A 16,000-nucleotide genomic window follows, 5' to 3' on the forward strand; every position below is an offset into this window, starting at 1 on the left:
TCTGCTCGTCCAATACCCAAGGAGTCCCTCATGGTTAATTTACAGTCACGCAGTTTACGGGTGTATGCCGACGCGCTTGAGTATCTGGACCAAACTCGGCTACCCCAGGCCGAAGAGTGGGTGCGCTGCGACTCCCCCGACGCATGGCAGCACGCGGTCAAACACCTCGCCATTCGCGGTGCGCCGCTGATTGGCTTAAGCGCCGCCTTTGTCCTGGCCCAGTACGCCGCTCGCCATCCCGAATCCGAGTGGCAAGCCGTCAGCGACCGCTTACGGGCGACGCGACCCACGGCAGTGAACCTGATGTACTGCCTGGACGCCATGGAAGCCTGCTTTGCCCAGGGCGCTAACGCCCTGGCCGAACGTGCCAAGGCGCTGTTCGAAGAGGACCGCGCGCTGTGCCAACGCATGGCCGAGCGGGGCGCCGACCTGCTGGCCTCCGGCGACCGGGTGCTGACCCACTGCAACACCGGAGCGCTGGCCACTGCCGGAGTGGGCACCGCGATTGGCGCGTTGGCCATCGCCAAACAACGCGGCATAGATCTGCATGTCTACGTAGATGAGACCCGCCCGCTGCTCCAGGGCGGGCGTTTAACCGCGTGGGAAATGGCCGATTTAGGCATTCCCTACCAGCTAATCACCGACAGCATGGCGGCCAGCTTAATGGCGGCGGGCAAGGTGGATAAAGTGATGGTCGGCGCGGACCGCATCTGCGCCAACGGTGACTTTGCCAACAAAGTGGGCACCTACATGCTGGCGGTGGCGGCGCACTACCATCAGGTGCCGTTCTATGTGGTTGCCCCCTACACCACGGTCGACCCCGCCTGCGCGACCGGCGCGGCGATTCCCATCGAGCAGCGCGATGGCGCGGAGGTGCGCGGTGCCGCCGGCGCGTTTGGCGAGGTGGTGTGGGCGCCCAGCGATGCACCGGTGTGGAACCCAGCCTTCGACGTGACGCCCGCCAAGCTAGTCACCGCCTGGATTTTGGATACTGGCGTGTTTGACTCAGCGGCGATTGCACGGGGCGAGCATCTGCGAGGATGGCGCTAGCGGTCAGGCAGGCTCAGTTTAGAAGCGTTAGCTCATAAACGTGCCGAATGCGCTGACCGTCCCAATCATAACCGAGATGACGGCCTTGCCGCGTGGCGGAGAGTACCGGGGGTCTTAGCACTGCGGCGCACTCGCCATCGGGGTCGCGAACGCTGGGGTAAACGATGCCATCTGCCTGCTGCTCCCAAGCGTTTCTGCCCAGGGCTTGCCCGGCAGACCAGCTGTCTGGGGTGAGTAGGGGCTCTGCGTCGCGGTGGCCCCGCAAGTCAATCAGTTGCCCCATCAAATCGGAGAGATAGACGCGCTGCTGCAGCATCATGGGCGGCTCGTTGGACTCCCCCATGAAGCGCTCTGCGTGGTACAGGGTTTCTGCAATGGCGGTGGCTTCGGTGAGTGCGCAGTAGTAGGCACCAAAGGTGCCATCGCTAAACCGCGAACCGGAGGCAGGGAAATGACAAAACGCCGCCATGACGGGTGTCCATCCAGGCCCATACCGGCGGTCGCCGTCGCGCACCAGATGGATCGCGCCCATTTCTTCACGAAGCCTAGCAGAGGTCTCGCCTTCCAGTTCGTTAAGCAGGTCCCAGTCGTCAGTGTGGCTATTGACGCCTTCGAACAGATCAATCGGAGGGAAGCGCGAAGGGATAACGCGGTAGCTTGGCCGCCATGTGACGTTGCTGAGCGGGAAGTTCATACATGGCCCCCTCCACGTGCGGCATCCAAGTGCTGCCGAACGACATAGAGGTCGGAAACGTGACCACTTAACAGGCGTTCCATGGGCGTGTGACCGGCAAACAGTGGGTTGCTGTTGGCTCGTTTTAGCCAGCTATCGGCGGCCTCCTGATTGGGGAGCAGGATATGCAGCGCCTTGTAGATGCCCAGAATCAACGACATGCGCTCAAGATGGTTGGCATCCAGGCGGGCTTGCTCGGGAGTTTGCTTCCAACGCCGGTAAGTGGAGTCGGGCACGCCGAGTAATAAGGCGGCTTCGCTCTCTTTCAGCCCCCAGCGGCGGGATATGTTGGGATACGTGCGCATGGCAGCGGCTCCCATGTCACGGCGCTTGGTAGCGGTGTTGTGCTGAATGGCCATATCGCTTTCTCCTCTCTTGAATAGAGAATACACCAAATGAGCGATTTTTAAAAAATACGATTATTTGGTGGGCGTTAACGCTTGGCAGCCATGGATGCCCGCACGCAGTGCAGAACCGGGTAATCAATACGGCCCTCCAGCGCTTCGAACACCACTTTCAGCCCTTGGTCTGGAAACTGCTCAAACGCTGCGTGAATCTGTGCCAGGGTTGCTTGGTCCAGGTTGACCACCTCTTCCAGGCTCAGTTCGCCGCCTTGAATGGCATCGCTCAAATGGCGGTAGACCGTGTTGGCGGCCAGCCCGCGCTGCTCGGCGACTTGTTCGGGGGTTAGCCCCTGGCGCAGCAGCGTGGCGGATTCCATGGCGCTATTGCCGATGTCGGTGGGCGTTTCGGGCTCATTGGGGTGCGCCAGTACCACCGCCAGAAATCCTTCGCCGTAATCGGCCAGTTTGCGCGCGCCGATGCCCGAGATGGTGCCCAGCGCCTGCAGCGTTTGCGGTTTTTGCGCTACCAGCTCGGCCAGGGTAGCGTCGTTGAAGATCACGTAGGCGGGTACGCCCTGGGCATCGGCCAGCGCTTTGCGATGCTGGCGCAGCGCTTCCCACAGTACGCCGTGGCCCTTGGCGGCAGATGCCCCTTTGGCTCCGCGTCGCGCGGGCTTGCTGGGTTTGCGCAGGGTGAGACGTTGCTCGCCGCGCAGTATGGGCCTGGCGTTGGCGGTGAGCTTGATCGCGCCATGGCCCTCCATATCCACGCTCAAATAGCCGCTGGCGATCAGCTGCCGAAAGAGTGCTTTCCACTCGCTGGCGGTGAGCTCCTGGCCGATGCCGAAGGTGCTCAGGCTGTCGTGACCAAAGCGGCTGATACGCTCGTTGCGCTTGCCGAGCAGCACATCCACCAGATAAGTGACGCCAAAGCGCTGCTCGGTGCGGTAGACACACGACAGCGCCTTCTGCGCAGCCACCGTGGCCTCCCAGGTGTCAGGCGGGGTGAGGCAGTTATCGCAGTTGCCGCAGGGTTCGTCTAATGAATCGCCAAAGTAGTGAAGCAGCGCCTGACGGCGGCAGCTGATGATCTCGCATAGCCCTAGCATGGCGTCGAGCTTCTGCTGTTCGATGCGCTTTTGCTGGTCGGCGGCACTGGAGTCCTGCTGCATCTGGCGCAGGGTGATCACGTCCTGCAGGCCATAGGCCATCCAGGCATCGGCGGGCAGCCCATCGCGCCCGGCGCGGCCGGTTTCCTGGTAGTAGGCTTCGATGCTTTTGGGCAGATTGAGGTGCGCCACGAAACGCACGTCGGGTTTGTCGATGCCCATGCCAAAAGCGATGGTGGCGACTATCACCACGCCGTCTTCGCGCAGAAAGCGGGTTTGGTGCTGCTGGCGCTGCTCGGCGGGCAGCCCGGCGTGGTAGGGCAGCGCGGTCAACCCCTGGCGAGCCAGCCAAGCGGCGGTCTCCTCCACCTTGCGCCGAGAGAGGCAGTAGACGATGCCCGCTTCGCCGTCGTGGTGTTCGCGGATGAAACTCAGCAGCTGCTCTTTGGCATTGCCCTGATTTTCCGCGATGTGGTAGCGAATATTGGGGCGGTCGAAACCGTTGTTGTAGAGCGCGGCTTCCTGAAGCTGCAGGTGCTCCATGATGTCGTGCCGGGTAGGCACGTCGGCGGTGGCGGTGAGCGCGATGCGCGGCACGTCGGGAAAACGCTGGTGCAGGTGGGAGAGCTGGCGATACTCGGGGCGGAAATCGTGCCCCCATTGGGAAACGCAGTGGGCCTCGTCGATGGCGAACAGCGCGATGCGTGTCTGCTCGAGCAGCATCTGCATGCGTGCCGTGGCCAGCCGCTCGGGCGCGATGTAGAGCAGGTCCAGCTCGCCTGCACGCAGGCGGTTCTCCACCTCCATCGCCTCATGCATCTCAAGGCTGGAGTTCAGGTAGGCGGCGCGCACCCCGTTCTGGATCAGCGCGGCCACCTGGTCCTGCATCAGCGCGATCAGCGGCGAGACCACAATCGCGGTGCCTTCACGTAGCAGCGCAGGGATCTGATAGCACAGCGATTTACCGCCGCCGGTGGGCATCAGCACCAGCGCATCGCCTCCGGCCATCACATGCTCAATGATGGCCTGCTGCGGGCCACGAAAGCGCTCAAAGCCAAAGACTTCCCGCAGTACTTTGAGGGCTGCCGAGTCGTCGTGCATCGCTGCTCTCCTTGTCGTGTGCGTGAAGGAGAATTGTCGCACGAAAACCCGAGTGAGTTGGGTTAGCGAATCCCCGCCCGTAAAAACGACTGCACGAACTGGCGCTGGAACAGCAGAAAAGCCACCAGCAGCGGCGCAATACTCAGCAGCGTGGCAGCGCTGACGGTGGCCCAATTGACGCCGGTTTCTGGCGCGGAGAACACGCCCAATCCTACCGTCAGCGGGCGGCTTTCCACGGAGTTGGTCACCACTAGCGGCCACAGGAAGTTGTTCCAGTGGTGGCTGATCGACACCAGCCCGTAGGCCAGATAGGTGGGCTTGGCCAGCGGCACGTAGACCTTCCACAAAATTTCCAGCCAGCCACAGCCCTCGATACGGGCGGCGTCCTCCAGCTCTCGGGGGATGGTCTTGAAGGTCTGACGCAGCAGGAAAATGCCGAAGGCGCTGGCCACGTAGGGCAGGCCAATGCCGGTGATGGTATTGATCAGCCCCAGCTCGCTGGCGATACGGTAGTTTTCGACGATCAGCACTTCGGGAAACACGAACAGCTGAATCAGTACCAGCATGAACAGCAGGTTCTTACCGGGAATGGGAAAGCGGGCAAAGGCAAACGCCGCCAGCGTACACACCACGAACTGGGCAACGACAACGCCAGTGACGAGGGCAAAGGTATTCAGGTAGTAGCGCCCAAAGGGTGCCTGAGCCCAGGCGTTGGTGAAGTTCTCCAGCGTGAGCGGGGCGAATAGCTCGAAATTCACCATAAATTCGCTGGGATGGAAGGCGGCCCAAAAGGCGTACAGCAGTGGGAAAATCCAAATAACTGCGAGCATCCATGCCGCTACTGTTTCCAGCGCTGGAAGTGAGTAGTAGAAACGTGAGCGGGGCGCGTAGGTAGCGGGCGTATTCATTGGTAGTGCGTCCTGCGATCTAGAATCGTGAACTTCAGCGTGGCCACCACGGCCAACACCAGCAGAATCACCACGGTGATGGTGGCCGCCATGGTGCGGTCAAAGAACGAAAAGGCATTCTCATAGACGTAGTACAGCAGCAGGTTGGTGGCGTTATTGGGCCCGCCCTTGGTGAGAATGAACAGGTGGTCGACCACCCGCACTGCATTGATCAGCGCATTGATCAGCACGAACAGCGTGGTGGGCATCAGCAGGGGAAAGGTCACTCGCCAAAAGAAGCTCCAACGGCTCGTGCCCTCCAGGTCAGCGGCTTCCTTAAGCTCCGGGGGGATGGCCTGTAGCGCGGCAAGGTAGAAGATCATGAAAAACCCCGCCTCTTTCCACACCGACATCACGATGACCGACCCAAGCGCTACGCTGGGGTCGCCCAGCCAGTTCACGCCAGAAAAACCTAACGCGCCAAGCAGCTTGTTAAATAGCCCTATCTGCGGGGCATAGAAAAACATCCAGATATTGGCGGCGGCGATCATGGGCAAAATGGTGGGTGTGAAGTAAGCCATGCGTACCAGCCCACGCCCTGGCAGCTTGCCGTTCACAAATAGCGCCATGCCGAGGGCCAGCGCAATGGATGTGGGAATCGTACCCAGGGCGTAAAGCAGGTTGTTGCGGGCTACCTTCCAGAACGTGGGGTCGTCCAGCAGCACGCGATAATTGTCGAGCCCGACAAAGGCGGTGGGTTCGCCGCGAAAGCCGGGCAAAAAAAGACTGTTGATCACGGTGGTGATCGTGGGCAGGTAGGCAAAGGTACTGAGCAGCAGCGCCGCTGGAAGGAGCAGTAGGGCACCGTAAAGCTGCATCGTTCGATGGGCGTTCAGGTTCATAAGGCAGCCGTGATGAGAAAAAGCCGGGGCGAACCCCGGCGAGCATGGAAACGTAACCCTAGTGACACTTACTGTGCATAGCGGCGTAGCGCGGCATCGGCCTCACGCTGGGCCTGGCTCAGCGCTTCGGCAGGGCTCATTTGGCCCGTCAGCGCGGCCTGCACGGCGTTATCTAAGGCACGGCGCACGCGGCCACCCTGGTAGGTAGAGAGCTCAGCAGTGCCATGTTCGAGCTGGTCCCGGGCCACGGCGGCGGGAGCAAACTCTGCCACGTAGCGCTGCAATGCATCGGTGTCATAAGCGGCGGGGCTAACGCCCATATAGCCGGTTTCAATCGACCACGCGGCGGCACGCTCGGGGGCGGTCATCCAGCGGATGAAGGTCATCGCCGCGCGCTGCTCTTCTTCACTGGCATCTTCAAAGATATAAAAATTGCCGCCACCGGTGGGGCTGCCGCGCTGGGTCTTCATGGGCAGCATGGCGACGCCAAAATCAAAATTGGCCTCGTTGCGCACGGCGGTCAGGTTGCCCGTGGTGTGCCACATCATCGCGGTGGACTGCTCGATAAAGTTTTGGCGCAGCGTACCCCACTCGATGGTGCCATCGGGCATGGCATTGTGCTCGGTGGCCAGCGACACCCAGTACTCCAACGCTTCAACAGCGGCCGGGTCGTCAAAATAAACTTCCGTACCATCGTCGCTCATCAAGCGATGGCCGTTCTGAAAAGCGAAGGCCTGAAACATCCAGTAAGGGTAGCCGGTGGAAGGCACCATCACGCCCCACTGTTCACCGTTGGAGGCTTCCCGCACGGTGGCGGCCATTTCAGCCATCTCTTCCCAGTTCTCAGGGGGCGTTTCGGGGTCTAGGCCAGCGGCTTCAAAGGCGTCTTTGTTCCAGAACAGCACGATAGTGGAGCGCTGGAAGGGGATGCCGTAGGTTTTGCCATCCAGCTGACCGTTCTCCATCAGACCGGGGTAGAAGCTCTCCAGCCACGCTTGCTCTTCCTCGGTTTCGATGAGGTCGTCAAAGGCCACAATGGCGTTCTGCTCAATCAGTTCGTACAGGTCGATGGAGAACAGCACCGATAGCTGAGGCGTATCACCCGCTTCCATGGCGGACATGGCGCGTACTCGGGTGTCGTCGTAGTTGCCCGCGTAGATGGCTTCTACGTTGATGTCCGGGTGTTCGCTTTCAAACTCTTCCACCAAGTTGTCAACGACCTCGGTCAGTGCGCCACCTACTGAAACAGGGTAGTACATCGTCAAGTCGACACTGTTAGCGCTGGCGTGGCCGGCACCTAACAGTGCTGCGGCGATGGCTGTCATTGCAAAAGAGAACTGAGAACTCATGAGAGACTCCACAAGTGTTTGTGATGTTGTCAGGATGAGAGCGGTCAGTGTTGGAAAGAGCCCACTGCGGGCGGGCGCGGTACGCTTCGATGCGAAGCGGGTAAGGCAAGAGGCGCTAACGCTTGCTGACGCAGACCCTGTTGATCAAACAAATGGGCGCTATCTGGCGTCCAGTAGAGTTTGCAGGGCTTACCAGAGAGCGCTTGCTTACCGCTTAGACGAACGCGCACGGTGTGATTGCCAACGGCGACATGGGCAATCGTGTCGGCACCTAAGTACTCATCGCTGAGTACCTGGGCCGGAATGCCTGCCTCGGATGCTGGGCGCAGTTCGATATCTTCAGGGCGCACGCCCAACTGACCCCCGGCGGCCTCCATGGGGGCCACTGGGGTCGAGGGTTCGCCCTCGATAACGGCCCCCTGGTCACCTTGCACTAGAGGCAAAAGGTTCATGGCCGGGCTGCCAATAAAGCTGGCGGCAAACGCACTGGCGGGCTGGTTATAAAGCGCGTCGGGTGTGCCGTCCTGCACGATATGTCCCTGTTGCATCAAGATCACACGGTCTCCCATGCTCATGGCCTCCACCTGGTCGTGAGTGACGTAAACCACCGTCATATCGAGTCGTGATTGCAGGGCTTTGATCTCCCTGCGCATATCGCTGCGCAGCCGCGCATCTAGGTTGGACAGCGGCTCATCCATCAAACAGATGGGGTGCTCTGAGATAATCGCTCGCGCCAGCGCCACCCGCTGACGCTGGCCGCCGGAAAGCTGGGCCGGTTTGCGGTGCAGGTAATCCGTCAGGTCCACCAGCTCGGCCACCTGGGCCAGGCGCTGCTGCCGTTCTGCCTTCGCTACCTTCCGGCTGCGCAGGCCAAAGACGATGTTGTCGGCCACGCTCAAATGCGGAAATAGCGCATAGGACTGAAACACCATGCTCAGCCCACGGTCGCCAGGTGGCAGGCGTGTCACATCGCGCTCACCAATATGAATCTCCCCGCCGCTGGCTTCTTCCAAACCTGCGATCATGCGCAGCGTGGTGGATTTTCCACAGCCTGACGGCCCCAGCAGAATGACGAACTGCCCAGGCTGGATATCGAAGGAAATGTCGTTGACTGCCGTGGTCGCGCCCCAGTGCTTGGAGACGCCTGCCAGGCGAATGCGCGATTGGTTCATGGCTCTCATCCGTCATGCGTGGCGACGATCTATAGTGAGAGCAAGGTGTTGCGTTTGTATGACGCCTGGATGTCAGGTTGATGTCGTGAGGCGATCACGGGGTGATCTTGATGCCGTAATGCTGCAGGCGGCGCACGACGCTGGATTGGCTGATGCCCAAACGTTTGGCGATGGCATACGTGCTGGGCAGAGTGCCGCACAGTTGGCTCAAGGTCTCGCGCTCGATGCGCGCCAGGTACTCCTTCAGGCTTTCGTCCTGTTGCAGAGACGCCGCTGGGGACGTCAGCCACGCAGTGGGCAGCGGTGTGTCGGGTGGCTCAGAGGCCGAAGGTGCCGCGGGCGCTTCGATCTGGTCGCCGGGGCTTGAGAGCCAGGCTCTTTCCAGCCAGTTTTCCAGCTCCCGCACGTTGCCGGGCCAGTCGCTGCCCATCAGCGTCGACCAGGCCGGGTTACTGATGATTTTTTGGCGGCCATAGCGGTGGTTCAGCCGGGTCAGGCAGGCTTCCACCAGCACGGGAATGTCTTCGCGGCGCTCGCGTAGCGGGGGCAGCGTGATGGGGATGACGTTCAGACGATAGTAGAGGTCGAGCCTGAACAGGCCGGTTTCGACCCGTTTGGCCAAGTCCTGATTGGTCGCCACGACCAGCCGGAAATTGACGCGACGAGCCCGCGTGTCGCCCAACCGGGTCAAGCTGCCATCTTGAATCACTTTCAGCAGTTTGGTCTGCATCAGCAGTGGCAGCTCGCCAATTTCATCCAGAAAGAGCGTGCCCCCTTCGGCCTGCTCCAGCAGTCCGGCCTTGCCTTGCCGCGCGGCACCGCTGAAGGCGCCGGGCTGGTAGCCGAACATCTCCGACTCGAACAGGTTTTCCGGGATCGCTGCGCAGTTGACCTCGATGAACGGGCCATGATGGCGCTCGCTCCAGCGGTGGAGCTGCTTGGCAAAGGCTGTCTTGCCCACGCCAGACTCCCCCAGCATCAGCACGTTGGCATCCGATGATGCCACGCGCTTGAGCAACAGGGCGATTTCCCGCATCACATGGCTTCTGACCTGAAGGTGGTCCAGCGCAGCATCCAGCGCTTGCTCTTCGGCATCGGGGGCGGCCTGGCTGCGTTTCAAGTGTTCACTAAAACGTTTTTGCAGCAGAGCGTATTCGTCCTGCAGCAGCTGAAGGTCGGTCAAATCCCGTGAGCGGCTGACAATGCGCTCCAGCTTGCCGTTGGCGAACACGGGGTAGGCTTCGGCAATGACGCGGCGGCCCGTGCCGGTGATTTGCATTAGCTGAGCGGGCTGTCGAGTGCGGATGACTTCCATGGTGATGGACGGTTTCAGAACACCGGCGGCCTGGAGCTGTTGAACGCTGCTGGAAAGCAGCTCCTCCCGTGATACGCCGTATACCGCCTCGGCACCGGGGCTGATATCCATAATCTGACCGTCGCCGCTGACGATAAAGAAGTGGTCATTGGCGGTTTCCACGATGGTTTGCAGTACGCGCCTGTCGATTTCACTCATGCGTCTTCCTTATCTACCGCACCGGCTTTTGTATCGTTAGATGAACAGGATAATGCAAATATGACTCATTGATTCATTTTTGCATCATTTCATTGGCGTTGCGATTCATTTTTGCATCGATGGGGCGGTAAACCTCCCTATTTATCAGCGCAGGTGACTTGGCATGGTCTGTGCAGTACCTGTGTATGAGCTAGATAAATCGCTAAAGCGCTAGGCCCGTCAGGCTGGCCATAATAAATCCAAGGAGAAAATGATGTCGGACTTTAATCAGCCGCTGGGCGGCAACACCATGCCGCGCTTTGCGGGGCCTGCCACCATGATGCGCCTGCCCACGCAAGAGAGTGCTGAAGGGCTGGATGCGGCGTTTATCGGTATACCCATGGATATCGGTACATCGAACCGCCCGGGTACGCGCCTAGGGCCACGCCAGATTCGCGATGAGTCGCGCATGTTGCGCCCTTATAACATGGCAACAGGTGCCGCGCCGTTTGAAAGCCTACAGGTGGCGGATATCGGCGATGTGCCCATCAACACCTTTCACCTGCCGAAAAGCGTCGACATCATCACCGCCTTCTATGACGACGTGCTCAAGCACGACTGCATTCCGCTAACGCTGGGCGGCGAGCACACTCTGACGCTGCCCATTTTGCGTGCCATAGCGAAAAAACACGGCCCGGTGGGGCTAATTCATATCGATGCCCATGCGGATGTGAACGAGCACATGTTTGGCGAACCCATTGCGCACGGCACGCCGTTCCGTCGTGCCCAGGAGGAAGGGTTACTCGCCCATAACAAGGTCGTGCAAATTGGCCTGCGCGGGACCGGTTATGCCCCTGAAGATTTCGACTGGTGCCGCGAGCAGGGCTTCCGTGTGGTGCAGGCTGAGGAGTGCTGGCACCGCTCGCTGGCGCCATTGATGGCGGAAGTGCGTGAGCAGATGGGCGATATCCCGGTGTATATCAGCTTTGATATCGATGGCTTAGACCCCTCCGTTGCCCCTGGCACCGGCACTGTGGAAATGGGCGGCCTGACATCCGCCCAAGGTTTGGAAATTGTGCGGGGCACCGCTGGCTTGAACATCGTCGGTGGTGACCTAGTAGAGGTATCACCACCTTATGACCCCAGCGGTAATACGGCGCTGATGGGTGCCACGCTGCTGTATGAAATGCTCTGCGTACTGCCGGGCGTCAAGCGTAACGCCTAAACCTAGCATGCACGTGTTCGTGAAAAAGCGCTGACCTAACAAGGCGCAGATGACAAAACATAAGAAGGGGAGCCGCGCTTCCCTTCAGGACGCCGCCAGCCCACCTCCAATAATCACATCCAATAGGTGAATCGTATGTCTTATTCACAAGCGAAGTCGGAAGAACCCACTTCGTCTTCATTGATCCCCCGAGCACATCTTCTAAAGTTTTTGCTGCCATCGCTGATGGGCGTACTGCTTTTTCTGGTCCCGTTTCAAGTCGGTGATTCGATCAATATCGGCATGGGGTTAATGGCCGATGGCCTGCAGTCGCTTTTGGGCGCTGCACTGCCCGCGATTGCACTATGTGTGCTGTGTCTATCCGTCATCGTGACGCTCTATGTGAAGCTCGCACAGCCTAGCTGGGCACAGCAAGGCCACTTCAAAGACATGTTCGACGTGGGGGCTATTTGGGTAGCGCTGCGGATACTCGGTGCGATCTTCGTCATCATGACGTTTTTCCAGTTCGGCCCCGAAGTTGTCACAGCGTCTTACACGGGCGGAGTGATGCTTAATGATCTGGCACCCGTGCTACTGACGTTCTTTTTCTTTGCCGCGCTGCTACTGCCTTTTCTGGTCGAGTTCGGCTTTATGGAGTTTATTGGCACCATGGTGCGTAAGCCGTTCCGGGTCATCTTTAACCTGCCGGGGCGCAGCGCGATTGATGCCACTGCGTCATGGATGGGGTCGGGGACCGTTGGCGTGCTGATCACCGCTCAGCAATACGAGCAGGGTTACTACAACGGCCGCGAAGCATCGGTGATCGCAACTAACTTTTCGGTCGCTTCCATCGCCTTCAGCCTGCTAGTGACCAACTTTGTTGATCTTAACCACCTTTTCGTGCAGTTCTATTTCACTGTAGTGGTATCAGGTTTAATTGCTGCGGTCATCGTGTCGCGGATCCCGCCGCTGTCGCGTAAACCTGATGATTACTATGAGCCGGTCGGTTGCCAGTTGAGTGAAGAACGCACTGAAAATGTAGGCCTATTTCGTTACAGCCTGCTGCAGGCAACTCGCCGTGCAGGCAGTGCGCCTGGGCCGCGTGAATTAGCCCGTATAGCGCTGTTCAACGTTATCGACATTTTCCTAACGTTACTGCCGCTGGTCTTTGCTATCGGCACCGTCGCGCTGATTTTGGCAGAGTTTACTCCGCTGTTTACATGGCTCTCCTACCCTATGGTGCCAGTGCTGGAGCTGCTGCGTATCCCTGAAGCACAGGCCGCCGCTCCAGCAACGCTGGTGGGATTTGCCGATATGTTCCTGCCTGCGGTATTGGCGACCAACATTGAAAGCGAGCTGACGCGTTTTGTGATTGCCTGCCTCTCAATGACGCAGTTGGTGTATATGTCAGAAATTGGAGCGCTGTTGCTTAAGTCGAAAATCCCTATCAAATTTTGGGAACTAGCGGCGGTTTTCTTACTGCGTACTGCGATTACGTTACCGATCATCGCCTTTATGGCCCATACGTTTTTCTTCTAAGGGACTATCGATGAAAGATAAGCAGACAATGACCTGCGCCGATTTGCTGATCCGTCTGCTACGCGATACCTACGGCGTACGTGCTCTGTTCGGCATTCCCGGCGTGCATACGGTGGAGCTTTATCGCGGGCTGGAAGGTAGCGATGTGCAGCATATAACCCCGCGCCATGAGCAGGGCGCGGGGTTTATGGCCGACGGCTATGCCCGCGCTAGCGGGAAGCCAGGCGTGTGCCTGATTATCACCGGCCCAGGCATGACCAACATTGCCACCGCCATGGGACAAGCCCTGGCGGACTCCATCCCCATGCTGGTGATCTCCAGCGTGAACCGCCGCGATACCTTGGGCCTAGGGCAGGGGCGGCTGCACGAATTGCCCAGCCAGCAGCAGATGATCAGTGGTGTGGCGCGCTTTAGCCACACGCTGCTGGATGCCAATACACTGCCCGAGGTGTTGGCCCGCGCCTTTGCCGTTTTCAACGGCGCGCGCCCAGGCCCGGTGCATATCGAAATCCCTATCGATCTGTTCAATGCGCCGGTCAACGTTCCGGTTAGTTGGCAAGCGCCCACGCTTTACCGCGCTGCACCTGACCCAGAAGGCTTGGCCGAGGCTGCACGCTTACTAAAAGCAGCGAAGCAGCCCCTGGTGCTATTGGGCGGCGGCTGCGTTTCAGCGCCGGAAGCCGCAAGAGCATTAGTTGAGCAACTGGATGCCCCCACGGTGACCACCATCAACGTTAAGGGACTGCTGGGTCGTGATCACCCGCTGGACTTAGGAGCCAATGCTGCTCTGCCCGCCGTGAGGGCACTAGCCGCTAAGGCGGATGTGATTCTGGCAGTAGGAACCGAGTTGGGCGAAACCGACTATGACGTCGTTTTTGACGACGGTTTTCACCTCAACGGCACGCTGATTCGTATCGACGTTGATCCCGAGCAGCTGGTGCGCAATCAGCGCACCACGCTTGGTTTGGTGGGCGATGCCGGGCGCAGTTTGGAGCTTCTGCTAATGCATTTTTCTGAGCCGCTGAAGCGTCAGGGCGGCGAGCGGACCGCCACTGCTCTGAACGCTTTAGATTTGGCCAACGATCCCGCGTTTAGCGATTTTGTCCCACTCTATGCAACGCTGGCCGACCACTTACCTAACGCGATTCTAGTGGGCGACTCCACCGCCCCGGTGTATGCCGGAAATCACCTCGTCAGTCAGCCTGCGCCACGCCGCTATTTCAATGCATCCACCGGTTACGGCACATTGGGCTACGGGCTGCCTGCGGCATTAGGGGCGCAGCTAGCCCGGCCAGATCTACCCGTAGTGGCGCTGGTGGGAGATGGCGGGGTGATGTTTACGCTCTCGGAACTTGCCACCGCCGTGGAAGCCCGCCTGCCGGTGGTCATCGTGCTATGGCATAACGCGGGCTACGAAGAGATCCGCCGCTATATGGATGCCAACGGCGTGGCCCGCTTTGGCGTGGATATTCAAGCGCCAAACTTCCTGACTCTGGCCGAAGGTTTCGGCTGCCCCGGCATGTTGGTAGAGAGCCCCGCTGAGCTTTCCCAGGCACTCGCCAACCGCGTTCCCACCGGGCCGCTACTGATCGAAATTGACGCCGCTGCTTGGCAGCGCGCGTGCTCACTTTCTGACTAGGGTATTCCCATGCAGACACTCAATCATCAGTTCATCAACAACCAGTGGGTTGCATCGAAGGGCACCCGGTTGCTCGATGTGATGAATCCTTACCGCGAAGAGCGCATTGCTCAGGTTACTGCGGGGGATGCCGCGGATGTAGACGCCGCCGTAACAGCGGCCCAGCAAGCGCAGCCCGATTGGCAGGCGTTGGGCGGCACCGCACGTGCAAACTACCTTGATGGATTTGCCGATGCACTGGAAGCCCGTCGGGAGTCGCTGATGACGCTTTCGGCGACCAATAACGGTAAGCCACTGGCGGAAGCAGGCATTGACCTAGACGATGCGATTGCCTGCTACCGCTACTACGCCAAGCAGGCCAAAGCGCTGGATGCCCGGCAAGGGGAGCGGGTCAGTGTCGAAATGGAAGGCGTTGAAGCGCGTACGTATCACGACCCGGTCGGGGTAGTGGGATTGATTGCGCCATGGAACTTCCCTTTAGTGACCAGTGCTTGGAAGCTGGCACCTGCCCTAGCGGCGGGCTGCACTGCGGTATTTAAACCTTCAGAAGTGACGCCGCTGCCTGAACAAGTGCTGGCGGAGATCGCGCTGGAAATCGGCTTGCCTGCAGGCGTGCTAAATCTGCTCAATGGTGACGGCGAGGGCATCGGTGCGCCCCTAACTAACCACCCCGGCGTGGATAAAATCTCTTTTACTGGCAGTAATCGCGTTGGCGAAGCGGTCATGCAGGCTGCCAGCGCCCTTACTGCGAGTGTGTCGCTGGAGCTGGGCGGTAAATCACCCATTTTAGTGATGGAAGATGCGGACCCTGCCCAAGCAGCTGATTGGGTAATGGCGGGTATTTACTTCAACGCCGGCCAGATCTGCTCTGCCACCTCGCGTCTGTTGGTTCACGAAGACGTCGCCGAAGCACTCTACGCTGCGCTTGCCGAACGCATGGATGCGCTGACGCTAGGCGACCCGCTAGCCGAAGGAACCGACTTGGGCCCACTGACCAGCGTTAAGCAGCGCGATGCAGTACATCGCTACATGGATATTGCCGATCAGGAAGGGCTCACGGTGGTACGCGATGCACAACACCGCACGCTGCCCGCTCAAGGCTATTTCCTAGCACCCACGCTTTACCGTGATGTGCCGGTAGAGAGCCGTCTGTGGAGAGAAGAGATCTTCGGCCCCATACTTTGTGGTCGTAGCGTCGCAAGCGAAGCCGAAGCGATTCAGCTTGCCAATGACAGTGACTACGGCCTCGCCGCCACGGTGATCAGCGGCGACCCGGAGCGGGCCAGGCGCATTGGCCGTCAGTTGAAGGCAGGCAGTATTTGGTACAACAGCGAGCAGCTCGTGCTACCCGAAACTGCCTGGGGTGGCTTCAAGCGCAGCGGTATCGGGCGTGAGCTGGGCCCTTGGGGGCTGAGTGCGTACTTGGAAGTGAAGCATGTGGTTGGCGCTGAGTAGCCTGCGTTAACTAAGTAGAGTGGC

13 protein-coding genes are annotated in these 16,000 nt (G+C 59.7%); 5 read left to right on the forward strand and 8 right to left on the reverse strand.

The window, feature by feature from the left end; all coding sequences use genetic code 11:
* The first annotated feature begins 30 nt into the window (after positions 1–30).
* Positions 31–1,050: an S-methyl-5-thioribose-1-phosphate isomerase gene (mtnA, locus tag L1249_RS07900; RefSeq protein ID WP_172514968.1), complete on the forward strand. Its 1,020-nt coding sequence runs from the start codon at positions 31–33 to the stop codon at positions 1,048–1,050.
* A gap of 13 nt (positions 1,051–1,063) precedes the next feature.
* Here the strand turns inward: mtnA and L1249_RS07905 are convergent, their stop codons facing one another.
* From L1249_RS07905 to L1249_RS07940, 8 genes are all read right to left on the reverse strand, one after another.
* The gene (locus tag L1249_RS07905) at positions 1,064–1,744 is read right to left on the reverse strand and encodes an RES family NAD+ phosphorylase (protein WP_058578166.1); all 681 of its coding nucleotides are present in this window, start codon (positions 1,742–1,744) and stop codon (positions 1,064–1,066) included.
* The gene (locus L1249_RS07910; protein WP_054641243.1) at positions 1,741–2,142 is read right to left on the reverse strand and encodes an MbcA/ParS/Xre antitoxin family protein; all 402 of its coding nucleotides are present in this window, start codon (positions 2,140–2,142) and stop codon (positions 1,741–1,743) included. The genes L1249_RS07905 and L1249_RS07910 overlap by 4 nt, the downstream gene beginning before the upstream one ends.
* 74 nt (positions 2,143–2,216) lie before the next feature.
* A complete protein-coding gene (recQ, locus tag L1249_RS07915; RefSeq protein ID WP_235253483.1) occupies positions 2,217–4,337 on the reverse strand; it encodes a DNA helicase RecQ in 2,121 nt (706 codons plus the stop codon).
* A 62-nt stretch (positions 4,338–4,399) separates the two neighbouring features.
* The gene (locus L1249_RS07920) at positions 4,400–5,245 is read right to left on the reverse strand and encodes a carbohydrate ABC transporter permease (protein WP_058578168.1); all 846 of its coding nucleotides are present in this window, start codon (positions 5,243–5,245) and stop codon (positions 4,400–4,402) included.
* A complete protein-coding gene (locus tag L1249_RS07925) occupies positions 5,242–6,126 on the reverse strand; it encodes a carbohydrate ABC transporter permease (RefSeq protein WP_058578169.1) in 885 nt (294 codons plus the stop codon). Before L1249_RS07925 ends, L1249_RS07920 begins: the two co-directional genes overlap by 4 nt.
* A 68-nt stretch (positions 6,127–6,194) precedes the next feature.
* Positions 6,195–7,475, reverse strand: coding sequence for an ABC transporter substrate-binding protein (locus L1249_RS07930; RefSeq protein WP_058578170.1), 1,281 nt, complete (start codon positions 7,473–7,475; stop codon positions 6,195–6,197).
* Between the two features lie 44 nt (positions 7,476–7,519).
* Positions 7,520–8,647, reverse strand: coding sequence for an ABC transporter ATP-binding protein (locus L1249_RS07935; protein WP_228168754.1), 1,128 nt, complete (start codon positions 8,645–8,647; stop codon positions 7,520–7,522).
* Positions 8,648–8,741: 94 nt separating this feature from the next.
* Positions 8,742–10,160 carry a sigma-54 interaction domain-containing protein gene (locus L1249_RS07940; protein WP_228168755.1) on the reverse strand — a complete coding sequence of 473 codons (1,419 nt, stop codon included), beginning with the start codon at positions 10,158–10,160 and terminating at the stop codon, positions 8,742–8,744.
* 253 nt (positions 10,161–10,413) lie between these two features.
* Between L1249_RS07940 and speB the strand changes: the two genes are divergently transcribed.
* The 4 genes from speB (at position 10,414) to L1249_RS07960 (ending at position 15,976) form a co-directional block, all read left to right on the forward strand.
* Positions 10,414–11,364 carry an agmatinase gene (gene speB, locus L1249_RS07945; RefSeq protein WP_074211450.1) on the forward strand — a complete coding sequence of 317 codons (951 nt, stop codon included), beginning with the start codon at positions 10,414–10,416 and terminating at the stop codon, positions 11,362–11,364.
* A gap of 135 nt (positions 11,365–11,499) precedes the next feature.
* Positions 11,500–12,882, forward strand: a complete 1,383-nt coding sequence (locus L1249_RS07950) for a YjiH family protein (protein WP_228168756.1) — start codon at positions 11,500–11,502, stop codon at positions 12,880–12,882.
* Positions 12,883–12,892: 10 nt separating this feature from the next.
* On the forward strand, positions 12,893–14,521 hold the full coding sequence (locus tag L1249_RS07955; RefSeq protein ID WP_228168757.1) for a 5-guanidino-2-oxopentanoate decarboxylase: 1,629 nt from the start codon (positions 12,893–12,895) through the stop codon (positions 14,519–14,521).
* Between the two features lie 9 nt (positions 14,522–14,530).
* Positions 14,531–15,976 (forward strand): aldehyde dehydrogenase family protein, encoded by a 1,446-nt coding sequence (locus L1249_RS07960; RefSeq protein WP_228168758.1) that lies wholly within the window; start codon positions 14,531–14,533, stop codon positions 15,974–15,976.
* The last annotated feature ends 24 nt before the right edge of the window (positions 15,977–16,000 follow it).

It is taken from the genome of Halomonas sp. Cn5-12, assembly GCF_021532545.1.
In the GTDB taxonomy this organism is placed as follows: Bacteria; Pseudomonadota; Gammaproteobacteria; order Pseudomonadales; family Halomonadaceae; genus Vreelandella; species Vreelandella aquamarina.